The sequence below is a fragment of the Aequorivita sp. Q41 genome, assembly GCF_039831855.1.
GTDB lineage: Bacteria > Bacteroidota > Bacteroidia > Flavobacteriales > Flavobacteriaceae > Aequorivita.
The window spans coordinates 282731-298242 of record NZ_JBDPMS010000002.1; the positions used below are offsets into that span (position 1 = coordinate 282731).

16 protein-coding genes and 1 tRNA gene are annotated in these 15512 nt (G+C 34.2%); 7 read left to right on the forward strand and 10 right to left on the reverse strand.

Annotated features, from left to right (window positions below):
• Nucleotides 1-95 precede the first annotated feature (95 nt).
• Together ABJ955_RS10725 and ABJ955_RS10730 are read right to left on the reverse strand one after the other, a co-directional pair.
• Nucleotides 96-833: a LytTR family DNA-binding domain-containing protein gene (locus tag ABJ955_RS10725; RefSeq protein ID WP_347374621.1), complete on the reverse strand. Its 738-nt coding sequence runs from the start codon at nucleotides 831-833 to the stop codon at nucleotides 96-98.
• Nucleotides 830-2977, reverse strand: a complete 2148-nt coding sequence (locus ABJ955_RS10730; RefSeq protein WP_347374622.1) for a tetratricopeptide repeat protein — start codon at nucleotides 2975-2977, stop codon at nucleotides 830-832. Before ABJ955_RS10730 ends, ABJ955_RS10725 begins: the two co-directional genes overlap by 4 nt.
• A gap of 290 nt (nucleotides 2978-3267) precedes the next feature.
• Between ABJ955_RS10730 and ABJ955_RS10735 the strand changes: the two genes are divergently transcribed.
• Nucleotides 3268-3477 carry a hypothetical protein gene (locus ABJ955_RS10735; protein ID WP_347374623.1) on the forward strand — a complete coding sequence of 70 codons (210 nt, stop codon included), beginning with the start codon at nucleotides 3268-3270 and terminating at the stop codon, nucleotides 3475-3477.
• Nucleotides 3478-3725: 248 nt separating this feature from the next.
• On the opposite strand, the gene ABJ955_RS10740 is transcribed toward ABJ955_RS10735, so the two are convergent.
• Nucleotides 3726-3799, reverse strand: a tRNA-Met gene (locus ABJ955_RS10740).
• Nucleotides 3800-3969: 170 nt separating this feature from the next.
• Here ABJ955_RS10740 and ABJ955_RS10745 point away from each other — a divergent pair.
• Nucleotides 3970-4356 (forward strand): START-like domain-containing protein, encoded by a 387-nt coding sequence (locus tag ABJ955_RS10745; RefSeq protein WP_347374624.1) that lies wholly within the window; start codon nucleotides 3970-3972, stop codon nucleotides 4354-4356.
• Between the two features lie 54 nt (nucleotides 4357-4410).
• Complete coding sequence (locus ABJ955_RS10750) at nucleotides 4411-5256, forward strand: aminotransferase class IV (protein ID WP_347374625.1); 846 nt, start codon at nucleotides 4411-4413, stop codon at nucleotides 5254-5256.
• On the opposite strand, the gene ABJ955_RS10755 is transcribed toward ABJ955_RS10750, so the two are convergent.
• The 5 genes from ABJ955_RS10755 to ABJ955_RS10775 form a co-directional block, all read right to left on the reverse strand.
• Nucleotides 5253-5813: a YqgE/AlgH family protein gene (locus ABJ955_RS10755; protein WP_347374626.1), complete on the reverse strand. Its 561-nt coding sequence runs from the start codon at nucleotides 5811-5813 to the stop codon at nucleotides 5253-5255. The two genes, ABJ955_RS10750 and ABJ955_RS10755, sit on opposite strands and share 4 nt — an antisense overlap.
• Before the next feature lie 203 nt (nucleotides 5814-6016).
• Entirely contained in the window at nucleotides 6017-6289 is a 273-nt protein-coding gene (locus ABJ955_RS10760; protein ID WP_347374627.1) for an HU family DNA-binding protein, read from the reverse strand.
• Nucleotides 6290-6469: 180 nt separating this feature from the next.
• Complete coding sequence (gene fmt / locus ABJ955_RS10765) at nucleotides 6470-7417, reverse strand: methionyl-tRNA formyltransferase (RefSeq protein WP_347374628.1); 948 nt, start codon at nucleotides 7415-7417, stop codon at nucleotides 6470-6472.
• A 6-nt stretch (nucleotides 7418-7423) separates the two neighbouring features.
• Complete coding sequence (locus tag ABJ955_RS10770) at nucleotides 7424-9322, reverse strand: RecQ family ATP-dependent DNA helicase (protein WP_347374629.1); 1899 nt, start codon at nucleotides 9320-9322, stop codon at nucleotides 7424-7426.
• Nucleotide 9323: 1 nt separating this feature from the next.
• Nucleotides 9324-9863: an ATP-binding protein gene (locus tag ABJ955_RS10775; protein ID WP_347374630.1), complete on the reverse strand. Its 540-nt coding sequence runs from the start codon at nucleotides 9861-9863 to the stop codon at nucleotides 9324-9326.
• An 81-nt stretch (nucleotides 9864-9944) separates the two neighbouring features.
• On the opposite strand from ABJ955_RS10775, the gene ABJ955_RS10780 reads away from it, so the two are divergent.
• The 3 genes from ABJ955_RS10780 (at nucleotide 9945) to murA (ending at nucleotide 12303) form a co-directional block, all read left to right on the forward strand.
• The gene (locus ABJ955_RS10780; RefSeq protein WP_347374631.1) at nucleotides 9945-10235 is read left to right on the forward strand and encodes a DUF493 family protein; all 291 of its coding nucleotides are present in this window, start codon (nucleotides 9945-9947) and stop codon (nucleotides 10233-10235) included.
• A 73-nt stretch (nucleotides 10236-10308) separates the two neighbouring features.
• Complete coding sequence (locus tag ABJ955_RS10785) at nucleotides 10309-10968, forward strand: DUF4290 domain-containing protein (protein WP_347374632.1); 660 nt, start codon at nucleotides 10309-10311, stop codon at nucleotides 10966-10968.
• A 21-nt stretch (nucleotides 10969-10989) separates the two neighbouring features.
• The gene (gene murA / locus ABJ955_RS10790; protein WP_347374633.1) at nucleotides 10990-12303 is read left to right on the forward strand and encodes a UDP-N-acetylglucosamine 1-carboxyvinyltransferase; all 1314 of its coding nucleotides are present in this window, start codon (nucleotides 10990-10992) and stop codon (nucleotides 12301-12303) included.
• Between the two features lie 5 nt (nucleotides 12304-12308).
• Here the strand turns inward: murA and ABJ955_RS10795 are convergent, their stop codons facing one another.
• Together ABJ955_RS10795 and ABJ955_RS10800 are read right to left on the reverse strand one after the other, a co-directional pair.
• The gene (locus tag ABJ955_RS10795; RefSeq protein WP_347374634.1) at nucleotides 12309-12896 is read right to left on the reverse strand and encodes a tRNA (guanine-N1)-methyltransferase; all 588 of its coding nucleotides are present in this window, start codon (nucleotides 12894-12896) and stop codon (nucleotides 12309-12311) included.
• A gap of 122 nt (nucleotides 12897-13018) precedes the next feature.
• On the reverse strand, nucleotides 13019-14323 hold the full coding sequence (locus tag ABJ955_RS10800; RefSeq protein ID WP_347374635.1) for a deoxyribodipyrimidine photo-lyase: 1305 nt from the start codon (nucleotides 14321-14323) through the stop codon (nucleotides 13019-13021).
• 336 nt (nucleotides 14324-14659) lie between these two features.
• Between ABJ955_RS10800 and ABJ955_RS10805 the strand changes: the two genes are divergently transcribed.
• A complete protein-coding gene (locus ABJ955_RS10805) occupies nucleotides 14660-15505 on the forward strand; it encodes a DUF2911 domain-containing protein (RefSeq protein ID WP_347374636.1) in 846 nt (281 codons plus the stop codon).
• Nucleotides 15506-15512: the final 7 nt, after the last annotated feature.

Sequence of the window (15512 nt, forward strand, 5' to 3'; positions counted from 1 at the left end):
GTGAACCAGGATTTATTATTTGCGCAATATAAGGGAATATGCGTTTTTAGCCAGATAGCTATTTTCAGTGATTTTAATCACTGGGTCAATGGTCATCATTGACTATTGTACTTCAAAAAAGTGTGTATAAAAGCTTCTTTTTTTCGGGAGGAGACAGGAACTTTTCGACCATCTTTTAAATAGATGATGCCCGATTTATCGTACTTATCTATAAACTTCAAGTTTACCATGAAAGACTGGTGGGGCCTGGTGAAATTCACTTTTTCAAGTTTCTCCTGGTATTCCTTTAGTGGTTTGGAAGCCACGAATTTTTTATTGTTGGCCAAGTAGAACGTTGTATAGCCTTTATCGGATTCGCAGTACAATAATTCTTGTAGGTTTATGACTTGAAAACTGTCACTGAGCGAAAGAACCAATGTAGCATCATTTTGATACCAAACTTTTTTAGCCCTATTTATTTGCTTTTTTTGTTCAGGAATAGCTATGGTCTTTATCTTTTTTAATGCCAAATCCAATTCCTCAATATCAACAGGTTTTAAAAGGTAATCTACTGCTCCAGCCTTAAGTGCCTTCAAAGCAAATTCTTCGTAAGCGGTAATGAATATGGTTTTAAAGCTAAGATGCCCAGTTTGGTCGAGAAAGTCGAACCCAGTACCGTCGGTTAGATTGATATCCAGAAATATCAATTCTGGTTTACAGGCATTCGAGACCACCACTGCCTCCTTAACGGAAGCACATTCACCTATGATTTCTACATTGGTTTCAATCATTTCCAATAGATTTATCAAGCCTTTTCTAATATAGGCTTTGTCCTCAACGATAAGTGCCTTCATAAATTCTTTATTATTTTATAGGGAATAATTAAAGTAACTTTGGTTCCTTGCTCATTATACCTTTTTCTATCCTCGATGGATATGCCAGCTGCCGTTTTAAAATCTTTGGCCAACATTTGCAGTCGTTCACCAGTAATGGTGGTGGCCAACGACTTCTTTTTGGAATTCGTTTTGTTTGAAACAGTATCGATTCCAATGCCATTATCCATTATGGTACAGCTTAATTTTTTATTGGTAAAACTAAGGTGCACCACTATTTCACAATCTTCCTGATCTACTGCAAACGCATGTTCGATGGCATTTTCGATGAAGGGTTGGATTAGCATGGGCGGTATCAAAAAAAGGTTGATGTCTATGTTTTCATCCACCCCCAAACTATAGTCATAAGGCGGGTCGGCATCCAAATTTTGGAGGGTCATATAGTTATCGATGGCGTCTAGTTCCTGAATCAGGGGAACGACCTTGTCCCTCGAGTTTTCCAGAACGATACGTAACAGTTTTGAAAATTTGGAAAGGTAGGTGATGGATTTTTTCTCTTCTTTATTCAAAATCATGCCTTGTAGGACTGAAAGCGAGTTAAATATAAAATGTGGGGTCATTTGCGAGCGCAATAACCTTTGTTCGGTAATAATATTTAGGTTTTTTACTTTAACGTTCTTGTATTTTTGATAGAAGACCAAAGAACCTGACAGTATAGAGATAACCAAAATGCCGATAACGGCCCAAAGGTAATTTTGTTTGGTCTTTATCAGATCGTGAGATGTCGTCATGACGGTCTTGGTGAGTTTTAGCTCACGGATACTGGCAGAATCCAATGCCTGTTTGTATTTGTACTCGTATTCCAATTGGACAATTTTTTCAATATTTTTTTTATTAAAAAGGCTGTCACTCAATAATTTGAATCTCTCATGACTTTCCAGGGCATCTTTGTAGTTACCGGTAGCTTTATAAATCTTGGAAAGGATTTTCGAGACATGTTTTTGATGATCCAAAAAAACGGATTTTTCGGAAATTTCCTTTGCTTTATACAAATTGTTTAGAGCATTGCTATATTCTTTTTTATTTGTATATGCTCTTGCAAGACCAATGTAGGCACCACACAATGTCTCCTTGTTTTCTATTTCTGAACTGATTTTTTCTGCTTCCGTAAAGTTCTGAATAGCAGTGTTATGATTGTTCATTACTAAATTAACCCCACCAATATTTATCAGTATATGTGCAATTTCACTTTTGGCACCAATTTTTTCACCCATTTGCAATGCCTCAACAAAATAGTCTAGGGCTTTCTTATAATCTCCAATTTCCTTATGTATCGTTCCGAGATCATTTAATAATGAGGAAATTCCTTGCTTCTTATTTACATGTTTGTGGATTTGCAAAGATCCTTTATAGCAACTCATTGCCTTATTATAATATTTCTGTGTCTGGTAAATTTGCCCCATATTTTGGAGATTATTGGCCATGCCTAGACTATCACTAAGTTTTTCGTTAATATATAATGATTTTTTATAATGCTCTAGGGCAAGAGGATAGTTTCCTTGACTTGTGTAAATAGTACCTAAATTATTTAAGCTATATGCTACCCTTTGTTTGTTTTTATTGGTTTGAGCGATGGAAAGTGCTTTATTCAATAGTGCAATGGCAGCATCAAACTCTCCCAAATTCTGATACGTAGCTCCTAAATTAATTAGACTAGCAGAAAGGTTTTTACCCCTAATTTCCTCTTCTATGCTGATGGATTTTTCAAAATAGGTTATTGATTTTCTAAGTTGCCTCTTATTCTTATAGGTTATGGCAATGGCATTGTAACAGTTTGCAATTCCTTGTTTGAAACCGATATTCTTGTACAATTTTAATGCTTCATTATAGTTATGAAGTGCTTGGTCAAAATTAGATTGTATGGCCTCGGTTATTCCCCTAATATACACACTTCTTGCTTTTCCTTTTTCAAAACTGATAATTTCGGTGGTAGCATCTGCTTCATCCAAATATTCAATGGATTTTGGTATGTCACTACTGAAATAAGAAAAAGCAAGGGCATTTAAAATATTTACCCTTGTAGAGTCATTTACATTATGGTTTTCCAACTCAACTTTAAGACTATCAATTTTCTTGTTTTGAGCTTGTACGATATTAGAAATCAATAAAAGGCTAATAATGAGTATTATTTTATTATAAGATAAGCCAATTTTTTTACTTCTTTTTTTAATACAAACCGATAAGAAATACATAGTTAGAATCGCACAAGGCTTTATAAGGGTTGAATACTCATTTTCTCTTCACTTTGGAAGAGTTTGCACAAAACAAAATACAGGTTTTTATTCTACTTTAGGAAAAAAAAGCACAATTTTATTGATAGAAGACTACTGACAATATATATGCGTAATGTTTGAATTAATATTTGCAAAGGAAAGACATTTATTTGTTGAGTAATATGAAATCAAGAAATTCTGAAAACTTAAATAAACTGGCAAGGCCAAAAAATGAACTAGTTGTTATAAATTATTTTAAAGATAATAATTGGCCAGCTAAGAAGGTAATATATACTATACGTGTTATGAAGCCAGAGATTGGGAGCAGGGCAGAGGGTTTAAAATTACAAACTGAAAGACAGTTGCTATTAATATCGTTGAGAAAGGAATAAAACTAAAGAAAGAAAGGGCTAGATTAAATTCTGGCCTGCAAGATAATTTGCAAAAATATGAAAACAGAAACAAAGACTATGGGATGCCGTTATAGTTGTTAAAAAATTAGATGAAAGAAACTTGTTAATTTTGTACTGGATTGGTGACGTTTGAGTTTTTAAACGTTAAAACATGTTAATGTTTCACCTATGTTGTACCTAATATAAAAAAGACAGCTACAAATAAATGTAACTGCCTTATTTTCAAGTAGCGAGAGCGAGACTTGAACTCGCGACCTCCGGGTTATGAATCCGACGCTCTAACCAGCTGAGCTACCTCGCCGTATTTTTGAGTTTGCAAAGATAGAAACAAAATTAGCTGTTGCAAATATTAGGTTCTCTTTTTATTGAAATTATTTAACTTTTATTAATTAAGTTCATTAAAAAATTTTCAATCTTTCATTTGACGTTAAAATTAATATATATATATTGGGCACTAACTAACAAAGCGCTATGGAAGACAAAAAAAAATATGAAATGGAGTTCCCGATTCAGGTTTCCCCTTCGTTATTATACCAATACATTTCCACGCCTTCAGGGCTTTCGGAATGGTACGCGGACAACGTAAACTCTCGCGGAGAATATTATAGCTTTATATGGTCAGAAAGCGAAGAACGTGCTAAGTTATTGAGCAAAAAAAGTCCAGAACGCATCAAATTTAGATGGGATGAAGATGAAGGCGAAGAGTTTTATTTCGAACTTCGCATTCAGGTTGATGAAATTACCAAAGATGTTTCGCTTATGATAACGGATTTTGCCGAAGAAGATGAAATTGAAGAAGGAAAAATGCTTTGGGAAAATATGGTTTCAAACTTAAAGCAAATCCTAGGATCTGTCTAAAAGCCTATAAAATATAGTATATTTGAACCGTCTTAAAAAAAAGACGGTTTTTTTATGGTAAATATTAATGGCTCTTTAACGGAAAACAAAAAAGCAGCACTCGCTATTGATAATCGCGGGTTAAATTATGGCGATGCTGTATTTGAAACCATTCGATTTTCTGGCGGAAAAATATATTTCTGGGAAGATCATTATTTTCGATTAATGGCTTCAATGCGAATTCTTAGAATGGAAATTCCAATGAATTTTACCATGGAATTCCTTGAGGCCGAAATAAATAAAACCATTAGTTCTACAGGGGCTAAACAGGGTGCATATCGAATAAAACTTCTAGTTTGGCGTAAAACAGGAGGAAAATACACCCCCGTCACTAATGATATTGAATATATAATTTCTTTTGAAAAACTTAATACTCCATTTTATACAATAATAGAGACTTTTTATGAAGTTGAGCTTTTTAAAGATCATTATGTACCTCGTGGTTTGCTTTCAACATTAAAAACCAATAATAGGCTTATTAATATTTTAGGAAGTATTTATGCCACAGAAAATGAGTATCAAAATTGCTTGTTGCTAAATGAAAACAAACAAGTTATTGAAGCACTTAACGGGAATGTATTCTTGGTTTCAGGGAGTACAATTAAAACCCCTCCTTTGGCAGAAGGCTGTATGAATGGGATTTTACGGAAACAACTAATAGCTATTGTAAAAGAACTTCCAGAATTTTCACTTGAAGAAGCTTCAATATCTCCTTTTGAGCTTCAAAAAGCAGATGAACTATTTATTACAAATGCAGTTCAAGGAATTATTCCTATTACAAAATATCGTAAAAAAGAATTTGACACTATTGTTTCAAATTCCTTATTGCCAAAACTAAATTTAAAAGCTAGAATGAGTTAATTGTAACTGGGGTTTTCTGGTGCGTTTGACCAGAGGACATAATCGCCCCCAAATTCAATCATTTTTTCTTTCCAAAAATTTATATTGGTTTTTCCGATGATGCTGTTGTTATAATTATTTGGCGCCACAACCCAACTATTTACTTGTAATTCCTGCTCAAGTTGTTGACTTTCCCAGCCAGAATACCCTAGAAAAAAGCGTATTTGATCTTTCTTTAACTTGTCTTCTTTTAGCAAATCAATGATAGCATTAAAGTCTCCCCCCCAATAAATACCGTTTGATATTTCGATACTATCCGGAATAATTTCTGGTATACAATGAATAAAATAGAGGTTGTCTTGTTCCACTGGGCCGCCATTATAGACGGGTAGTTTTGAATTTACTTCTGGCACAAAATCCCGAAGTCTATATTCTAGGGGTTTGTTGAGGATAAAGCCAACGAAACCGTTTGTGTTATACTCTGCTAAAAGTACAACGGATCTATTAAAAGAAATATCTCCAATAATGGAAGGTTCCGCGACTAATAATAGGCCTTTGGCTGGTTTTAAGGTAGTCATAGAGGTTCTTTAGGTATAGAGGATTTTTAAATATATACAATATTCTTAAAAATACCAAAAAATAGCGAAATACCTATTGAAATTGAATTAAATGCAGCTAAAAAGCTAAAATATTATATATTTTGAAGTTTTAGGGAATAAAAAATCCTTCTTTCCAAATAAATGATAAGAAGGACTTTAATGTTGTAAAATATTGTTTACAATTAGTTTACGCTGTTTTGTAAATCTGAACCTGCTTTGAACTTTACTACATTTTTAGCAGCAATTTTAATAGTTTTCCCAGTTTGTGGGTTTCTACCTTCTCTTGCAGCTCTTTTAGATACTGACCAAGATCCGAAACCTACTAGAGATACTCTGTTGCCTTTTTTAAGGGATTTTTCAACGTTGCCTAAGAATGACTCTAAAGATTTCTTAGCAGCAGCTTTTGTAATTCCGGCATCAGCTGCCATTGCATCGATTAAATCTGATTTGTTCATAATTTTTTAAATTAAATTGTTGGTTAAACTTCGATTAATTGCTCTACAAATTTAACAGGAATATCCGTTCAGGCAAGTAACCACGCAGTAAATCACTGATTTTGTTAATAACTTAGACTGTTTGTTAATAAACTGGAGCGAAATTAATGGAATTTTAGCGAAATCAATGCTGACAGGGGTTTACGATAGTTTAGAATCTTCACTAAATGTATAACCGTTTAAAAGTGAAGCAACCTCCATTTTTCTTTTCCCAGGAAGTTGAATTTCTTCAAGTAGTATATAACCATCTAAACAAGCGACTTTTAGTTCTTTTTTTGAAGTTTGAATCGTTCCAGGTTTAAAATCATGCTCCATTTTTTCAAAAGTAGCTGTATAAACCTTAGTTTTTAATTCTTCATTAGCATTGTAGAGCATAGACCATGCAGCAGGGTAAGGAGAGAGGCCGCGAATAAAAGCATCAATAGTTTCTCCACTTTTTTTCCAATCGATACGTGTGTTTTCAGGAGTTAATTTTGGGGCTTCCTTTAAGGTATTGTTTATTGGCTGTGGTTTTGGAGTAACATTTCCTGTTTCAATTAATTTCAATGTATCTACTACAAGCTGGCTTCCAGTATCCATTAACGTATCGTGAAGCGTTGCAGCAGTTTCTCGACTTGCAATTAAAACTTCTTTACTACTAATTATTGAACCAGTATCAATTTTTTCATCAATAAAAAAAGTAGTGACCCCCGTTTTTACTTCATTATTTATTATCGCCCAGTTAATTGGAGCGGCTCCACGATAGTGTGGAAGTAATGAGGCATGGAGGTTGAATGTACCGTATTCGGGCATTTGCCAAACTACCTTTGGAAGCATTCTAAAAGCAACAACAACTTGAAGATTAGCATTTAATTTCTTTAACTCTTCTAAAAAAGCTTCGTTTTTTAAATTTGTAGGTTGTAGGATTTTCAAATTTTGAGAAAGGGCGTATTCTTTTACTGCTGAAGCCATTAATTTTCTGCCACGGCCTGCGGGTTTATCGGGTGCCGTAATTACCCCAACAATATTTTTTCCGGCTTCCACCATTTTCTTTAAAACTCCGACTGCAAAGCCAGGGGTTCCCATAAACACTATATTTAGATCTTTCAATTTTTTTTAATTTAAATAATATTGATTTTTTGGATTGCTTTGTATCTTTTCGGCCTCCATTAATAGCCGAATTACCGGCAAAATATTTTCTTCAGCAAAAGTAAGTTTTTCTGAAATTTCTCGTGAGTTTAAATCTTCTCCTTCCAGTAATGCCAGTATTTTCTTTGCAAGTTCTCGAGTTTCTGCTTTTGTAAGTCTAGCAATTTGTGGCTTGCAAACGGAACAAATACCACACTTTGTTGCAGTAGTTTCATCAAAATAAGTAACCAATTGGATGCTTCGGCAAGTCTTGGAATTTTCTATATACTTGAGAACCGAATTAACCTGAACTAATTTTTTTCGGTTTAAAGCTTCCACTTCACGGGAGATTATATTTATCGTTTTATCATCTTCTCTTGGCACAAGAAACGTAAGTGTGGCGTCGGTTGTTTGCAAATTCATTTCAACAACTTGGTCTCGTTCCATTTTTTTTAAAACGTTTATTATGGTTTCGATGGATTGTCCAGTTTTTGCTGCAATTAAATCAAGGTTTATAGAAGTGGGCATTTCAAAAATACCACCATAAATTCTTAAAATGGTTTTTCCAATAACAGAAGTGGCAATATCATTGCCAAAATATGCAAGTATTTTTTCTGATGAAATTAAAAATTGAAGCATGGATTTTCTACCAAATTCCTGCGATAGTTGAATAACACCCAAACGGTCTAAGCTATTGAGAGCATTGTAGGTGAGCATTGCATTGAGCGCATATACTTTGCAAAATTCTGAAAAGCCAAAGTTATGCTTGGTAAATTCGCCTTCCCCATATGAAATTTGAAAATAATTGTTTAGCGTTCTATAAATCTTTTTTAAATCGGAGGTTTTTGGGATTGAATCCACAAATTGTTGTTTTACATATATTTTGTCGTACTCATTATATAAAAGTATAGCAACGGCAGATTCGTCATCACGTCCTGCGCGTCCTGCCTCTTGAAAATAACCTTCAAGACTTTCAGGTATTTGTAGGTGAATTACAAAACGCACATTAGGGTGATCAATGCCCATTCCAAAAGCGTTTGTTGCAACCATGGTAGAAGTTGTGCCGCTTCTCCAAGAGTGTAATTTTTGTGCTTTTTCCTTGGCTGAAATTCCACCGTGATAAAAAGTTGCAGAAATACCTAAGCTATTAAGTTGGTTGCTAATTTCGATTGTACTTTTTCTACTTCTTACATATACAATGGCAGAGCCTGAATTGTTTTTAAGTAATTGTTCGGTTTTATATAGTTTATCATCAACTTTAAAAACCTGATACGATAGGTTTTCACGGACAAAAGAATTTTTAAAAACAGCAGGAAGTTCCATCCGTAATTCAGAAATGGTATCGTCTAATACTTCTGAAGTTGCCGTAGCAGTAAGTGCAATTATTGGAACTAGGGGGTGGATTTCCCGAAGTACTGTAATATTTCTATAAGTAGGACGAAAATCATTTCCCCATTGCGAGATACAGTGTGCTTCATCAACCGCAATCAAATTAACGTTCATCTGTCGAATATAATTTTGAACTATTTCTTGTTGTAACCTTTCGGGAGAGAGGTAGAGAAATTTGTAATTTCCGTAAAGGGCGTTGTCTAAAAGTGTGTTTAATTCATCAAAGCCAATGCCGCCGGTTAATTTTAATGCTTTAATTCCTTTTTCTTTTAAGGCATTTACTTGATCGTCCATCAACGCAACTAATGGGGAAACAACGATGCAAATTCCTTCCATTGTCATAGCGGGAACCTGAAAACACAACGATTTCCCTCCTCCAGTAGGTAAAAGTGCTACGGTATCTTTACCATTTAATACCGATGCGATAATAGCTTCCTGCATTGGTTTGTAGGAAGTATAACCCCAGTATTTGGTTAAGATTTCGTTTGCATTTTTCAAATTATAGCTTGAGTTTGTTTAATATGAAAGCTACACGTTCTGGAATCGATCCAAGTGGTACTTCGTTAATTGTATATCCGAATTTTTCATAGCCGTTTTTTAAGAATTGAAAAATTTCTTTTGCCTGATCAAAGGATTCATAACGTTCATTATCTTGATGGTATATGTCTTCCCACGGAGGAAGCACGAAGATTGCATCGTATTTATTTTCAAAGCAGGTTTTAGAAAAAATATCTGAATACTCCGTTTTTACAAAATCCATATAAGCCGTGACATCTGGCATGCCACGGTCATAAAAAAGAATGGGTTTTTTACAGCTTTCTCCGTCCTGAAATTGTTTTAACCTACCATTTAATAATTTCTCACTAAAAAGGATGGGGTTTTCTAAAAATAATTGTTCAATACCTTCTTTTTGAGCTTCAAGAATCACATCTCTTGATATTTCATGCATCACTTGATAGCCTTTTTTTTCCAGAAAATTTATCAATGCTGTTTTTCCTGAACCTGGCCCGCCGGTGATTACAATTCTTTTTGTGTCCAAAATTATACTTTTGTACAAAGTAAGTAAATAAATATTTGTGGTGAAAGTGTATATTTGTTGCTTAGATGCTAATATTTATTGATGAAGCAAGATAAAAACACCACCGAATTTTACGAACGTTTAAAAAATCAACTAGCAGAGGACACTACATGGCCTTCGCCATACCTGTTTAAGTTTATAGTCCCCGCCAGTCTTGAGAAAATTGCCGAAATAGCTGCTATTTTCGATAAGACTGATGCTGAAATTAACACCCGAGATTCGGCAAAAGGCACTTACACAAGTGTTTCAATAAAAGTTACTATGGAATCTCCAGATGCTGTTGTAAAAAAATATCTTGAAGTTTCCAACATTGAAGGTGTAATTTCACTATAATTTTTAGTATTTTGCGTGTGAAATGATTTTCAATCTTTCCGAATAAAATAAATCTTCCCTTAACAACAACAATTTGATACAAGAAGTAGCCCAGATAGAGTACAATACAGAACGCTCAAAATTAATTATTCCTGAATATGGACGCCATATTCAAAAAATGGTAGATCACGCCATTGCCACTGAAGACAAGCAAGAACGCAACAAAATTGCCAAAGGCATTATAGCTGTTATGGGGAATCTAAATCCCCATCTTCGTGATGTGCCAGATTTTCAACCAATGCTTTGGGATCAACTTTTTATTATTTCAGATTTTAAATTGGACGTAGATTCTCCTTTCCCCATACCTTCCAGAGAAGAGCTTATGGAGCGTCCTGAACCCTTAGAATATCCTCAGAATCATCCAAAATATCGTTTTTACGGAAATAATATTAAAAGAATGATTGATGTTGCCAATAATTGGGAAGAAGGTGATAAAAAAGAGGGGCTTGTCCTTACGATTGCTAACCACATGAAAAAATGCTTCCTTAACTGGAATAAAGATACCGTAGAAGATGATGTGATTTTTGCACATCTTTTTGAGCTTTCAGATGGAAAAATCAATCTTAAAAACAGCGATGAAGATTTAAGTGATGCGTCCAACTTGTTAAAAAGCAAAAAACGTTTTAACACCAATAATTCTTCGAAAAAAAATTACAAATCAAACAACAACCGCAACAACAACCGTAAGCGTTAATAAACTTTTCAACCGTTATTTATGGGAACTTTTCAAATTGAAGGCGGGCATAGACTTAAAGGTGAAATTACACCACAAGGTGCCAAAAACGAAGCCTTGCAAATTCTTTGCGCTGTATTATTGACACCGGAAAAAGTAGTTATAGAAAACATTCCGGATATTCTTGACGTCAATAAATTGATAAAAATATTAGAAAATCTTGGCGTAAAGATTCAAAAATTAGGAAAAGGAAAATTCGCCTTTACAGCGGATGAAATTAACCTAGAATACCTAGAATCAGAACTTTTTAAGCAGGAGGGAAGCTCCCTTCGTGGTTCAATAATGATTGTGGGGCCCTTATTGGCAAGGTTTGGCAAAGGGTATATCCCTAGACCTGGGGGTGATAAAATTGGGAGAAGAAGATTAGATACCCATTTTGAAGGGTTTATAAATCTTGGCGCAAAATTTCGCTACAATAAAGAAGAACGTTTTTATGGAGTGGAAGCACCCAATGGTTTAAAGGGTGCCTATATGCTTTTAGACCAAGCTTCGGTAACTGGAACTGCCAACATCGTAATGGCGGCAGTTTTAGCGAAAGGAACGACTACAATTTATAACGCAGCATGTGAGCCCTATATTCAGCAACTTTGTAAAATGCTAAATGCTATGGGGGCCAATATTAACGGGGTTGGTTCAAATTTATTGGTTATTGAAGGGGTTGCAGATTTAAAAGGATGCACACACCGCATTTTGCCTGATATGATTGAAATTGGTAGCTGGATTGGACTTGCAGCTATGACTAAAAGTGAAATAACAATTAAAAATGTTAGTTGGGAAAACCTTGGTATTATTCCAGATACTTTTAGAAAACTTGGTATTACGCTCAATAAAAAAGGAGACGATATTCATATTCCGTTACAAAAAGAATACGAAATACAAGGCTATATAGACGGATCGATACTTACAGTTGCAGATGCACCTTGGCCTGGTTTTACACCAGACCTTTTAAGTATTGTACTTGTGGTTTGTACTCAAGCAAAAGGAAGTGTACTTATTCATCAAAAAATGTTTGAAAGCCGTTTGTTCTTTGTAGATAAGTTAATTGATATGGGAGCGAAGATTATTCTTTGCGATCCACATAGAGCTACTGTAATTGGGCATAATTTTCAATCAAATTTAAAGGCTACAACGATGGTTTCTCCAGATATTCGCGCAGGAATTTCACTGTTGATTGCAGCACTTTCCGCCCAAGGCGTTAGTACCATTCATAATATAGAACAGATTGATCGTGGTTATGAGAATATAGACGAAAGACTTCGAGCAATAGGCGCAAAAATTACAAGAACAGAACCGTAAGTACTTTACCCTTTTCGGTTTTTATTTATTTCATCTTGAAGTTTTCTACGTAACTTTTGTTCACGCTCCAGGCTATTTCGACGGTAATCTTCTAATTCTATCTCCATCTCAGCCATTTTTAACTGTGCTGCGTTTGTAATTTTATGGCTATTTAAAAAACGGTAGAATAAAAATCCACTAATGGCTAATAAGACAATAATAATACCCCACATTATCGTATTGTAGGTAACCTTTGACACTAAGGTTCCGAAGAAGAGAATACCGTCTTCTTTTTCTTTTGATATAGCAAGATTTTGCTTTGTATCATTTAAGTTTTTTCGAAGTGAATCAATTTCCTTATTTCTTATTCCTAATGCTTCTTCTTGAGAATTAATGTTTTTTTCTAAAGCCGCAACTGTATCTAAAATATTTCTTTTTAAAGTGGCTAATTTTACTTTTTTAATAACCTTATATTCCTGATAACTATTGCTTTTCTCAAAGGTTTCAGTCAGTTGGTCGTTAAGTGAGTTTTTTATAACTTGAATTGAGTCTTGTGCTGTTGCGTTCAACGAAAATAGAAATAGCGGAAAGATCAGTATTAAAATTTTCTTCATAGTGTTGGTTTTATTAGAGTGTGTTCTTTTAACTGTGCAAGAGTAGCAAAATTGTATAGAACAAAATAAAATTACACTTTATTTACATTTTATTTAACAAGGCTATAAAGATCTTTTGATATTTAGGACAAAGCAGCTTTGTAAATATTTAGGCAGCGTTCACGCGCTTCTTTATGAGCTACCATTTTATTTGGATAGGTACTGCTTCCATATTCAGGCACCCATTTTTTTATGTATGTATATTCTTTATCAAACTTTTCAATTTGAATAGTTGGGTTAAAAATACGAAAATAAGGTGCGGCATCAACACCACATCCTGCTGCCCATTGCCAGTTACCAACATTACTAGCCATTTCATAATCGCTTAATTTTTCAGCAAAATAAGCCTCACCCCAACGCCAATCAATCAAAAGGTGCTTACATAAAAAACTTGCCACTAGCATTCGTACTCTATTATGCATAAATCCAGTTTCGTTTAGCTGTCGCATGCCAGCATCAACAAGGGGGTAACCTGTTTTTCCTTCTTTCCAAATTTGAAATTCTTCCTCGTTGTTACGCCATTTTATACGGTCGTACTTTTTTTTAAATGCATTTTTCACTGTCTCGGGGAAATGCCAAAGAATTTGCATAAAAAATTCCCTCCAAATTAATTCTTGCCAAAATAGCTCATTTGTCTCAGAAGTCGCTTTTTTTATCATCTGTCGAATACTCACTGTCCCAAAACGAAGGTGAGTTCCTAGATGTGTTGTAGCATCTTCCGCTGGAAAATTTCTTTTAGCTTCGTAATTTTTAATTGTAGTTAAAGAAACATCAAAACTAGGAACTCTAATTTTTGATTTTTTAAAACCAATATCACTTAAAGAAAGATTAGGAAGTTTTAAATTTTTATAAAGTTTATCAAAATGCGATTTAGTGTTGAATTTTTCTTCTTGATATTCTGAAATAAATTTTTTCTTCCATACTTTCATATAGGGAGTGTAAACAAGGTAAGGGGCACCATTGTCTTTTACAACTTCATTTTTTTCAAAAATCACCTGATCTTTATAGGTTGTGAAACCGATATTTTTTCGTGAAAGAAGCTTTTCAATATTCTTATCCCGTGCTTTTGCATAGGGTTCGTAATCGTGATTTGTTAATACATTTTGAACATTAAATTCAGCTAAAACGTTTTCAAATACTTGTTCAACTTTGCCTTGATACACTGCAATACTACTTCCATACTTCTTTAATTCAGCGCGCATTTTTTGAAGCGTTTCAAAAATGAAAGTAATGCGTAAATCGTCTTTTGGAAGTTCATTTACTATTTCTGTATCGAAAATGAATATAGGAAGCACAGGATGTTTTCCATGAAGCGCATTAAAAAACCCGACATTGTCAGTTAACCTTAAATCTCTTCGAAACCAAAAAATAGTAATTTTTTCTGCCAAATTACTTGCTATTTGCTTTGCTTAATTGAAAGTTTCTTATTCATACGTAAAAGCCTGTAGGTTTTAGCTTCAACAGACTTATTTTCAAGTCTTAACCGGAGTATTTTTCTTAATAAACTTAACATAATGTATCTTTTTTCTTTAAAATTAGTTTGTTTTAGTAAATCAAAAAAAGATTAAACAAAAAATTAACAATTATCGATTGTAATACGTATAGCTTTAGTTTGCAGTACTAGTAAAGGTTAATATAGTTAACATATTTAAGCTTTTCTTAACTATTAAAAATATCGCTTATTGTATTTTCGTAGGATATATACACACCTTAAAACCATTACAATGAAAAAGATTATTTTACTTTTTTCTGCCTTGATGCTAACAGTTAGTATTCAGGCTCAAGTACAAACTCCTCAAGCAAGCCCTTTTCAAAAAATAGAGCAAAAAGTAGGTTTAACAGATGTTACTCTTGAATATTCACGTCCTTCTATGAAGGGTAGAGCTATTTTTGGAGCTTTAGTGCCTTATGATAAAATGTGGCGTACTGGCGCGAATGCAAGTACAAAAATTACATTTAGTGATGGGGTTGAAATTGGGGGTAAGACCCTAAAAGCAGGTACTTATGCGGTTTATACAACACCAAGTGCTTCTAGCTGGGATGTATATTTTTATAGTGATGCATCAAGCTGGGGAACTCCAGAAAATTGGGATGAATCGAAAGTTGCAGCAAAAGTGACTGTTGCTGCATATCCATTACCGATTGATATTGAAACTTTTACAATGTCTCTTGATGATTTAACAAATGATTCTGTTGTATTAGGTATGATGTGGGAGAAATCTTATGTAGGCGTGCCAATTAAGTTTTTTACAGATAAAGCAGTTACAGCTGGAATTGAAAAAACGATGAATGGTCCTAGCGCAGCTGATTACTATGCCTCGGCTGTTTACTATTTAGAGTCTGGCAAAGACATTAATCAGGCTAAAACATGGATTGATAAAGCGATTGATATGAACAAAGAGCCTGCTTTCTGGCAACTACGTCAAAAATCTTTGATTTATGCTAAAGCGGGTGATAAAAAAGGAGCTATTGAGGCTGCGAAAAAATCATTAGAATTAGCTAAAACAGCTGGGAATACAGATTATGTAGCTTTAAATGAGAAGTCGTTAAAAGAATGGGGTGCTAAATAATAGGCAT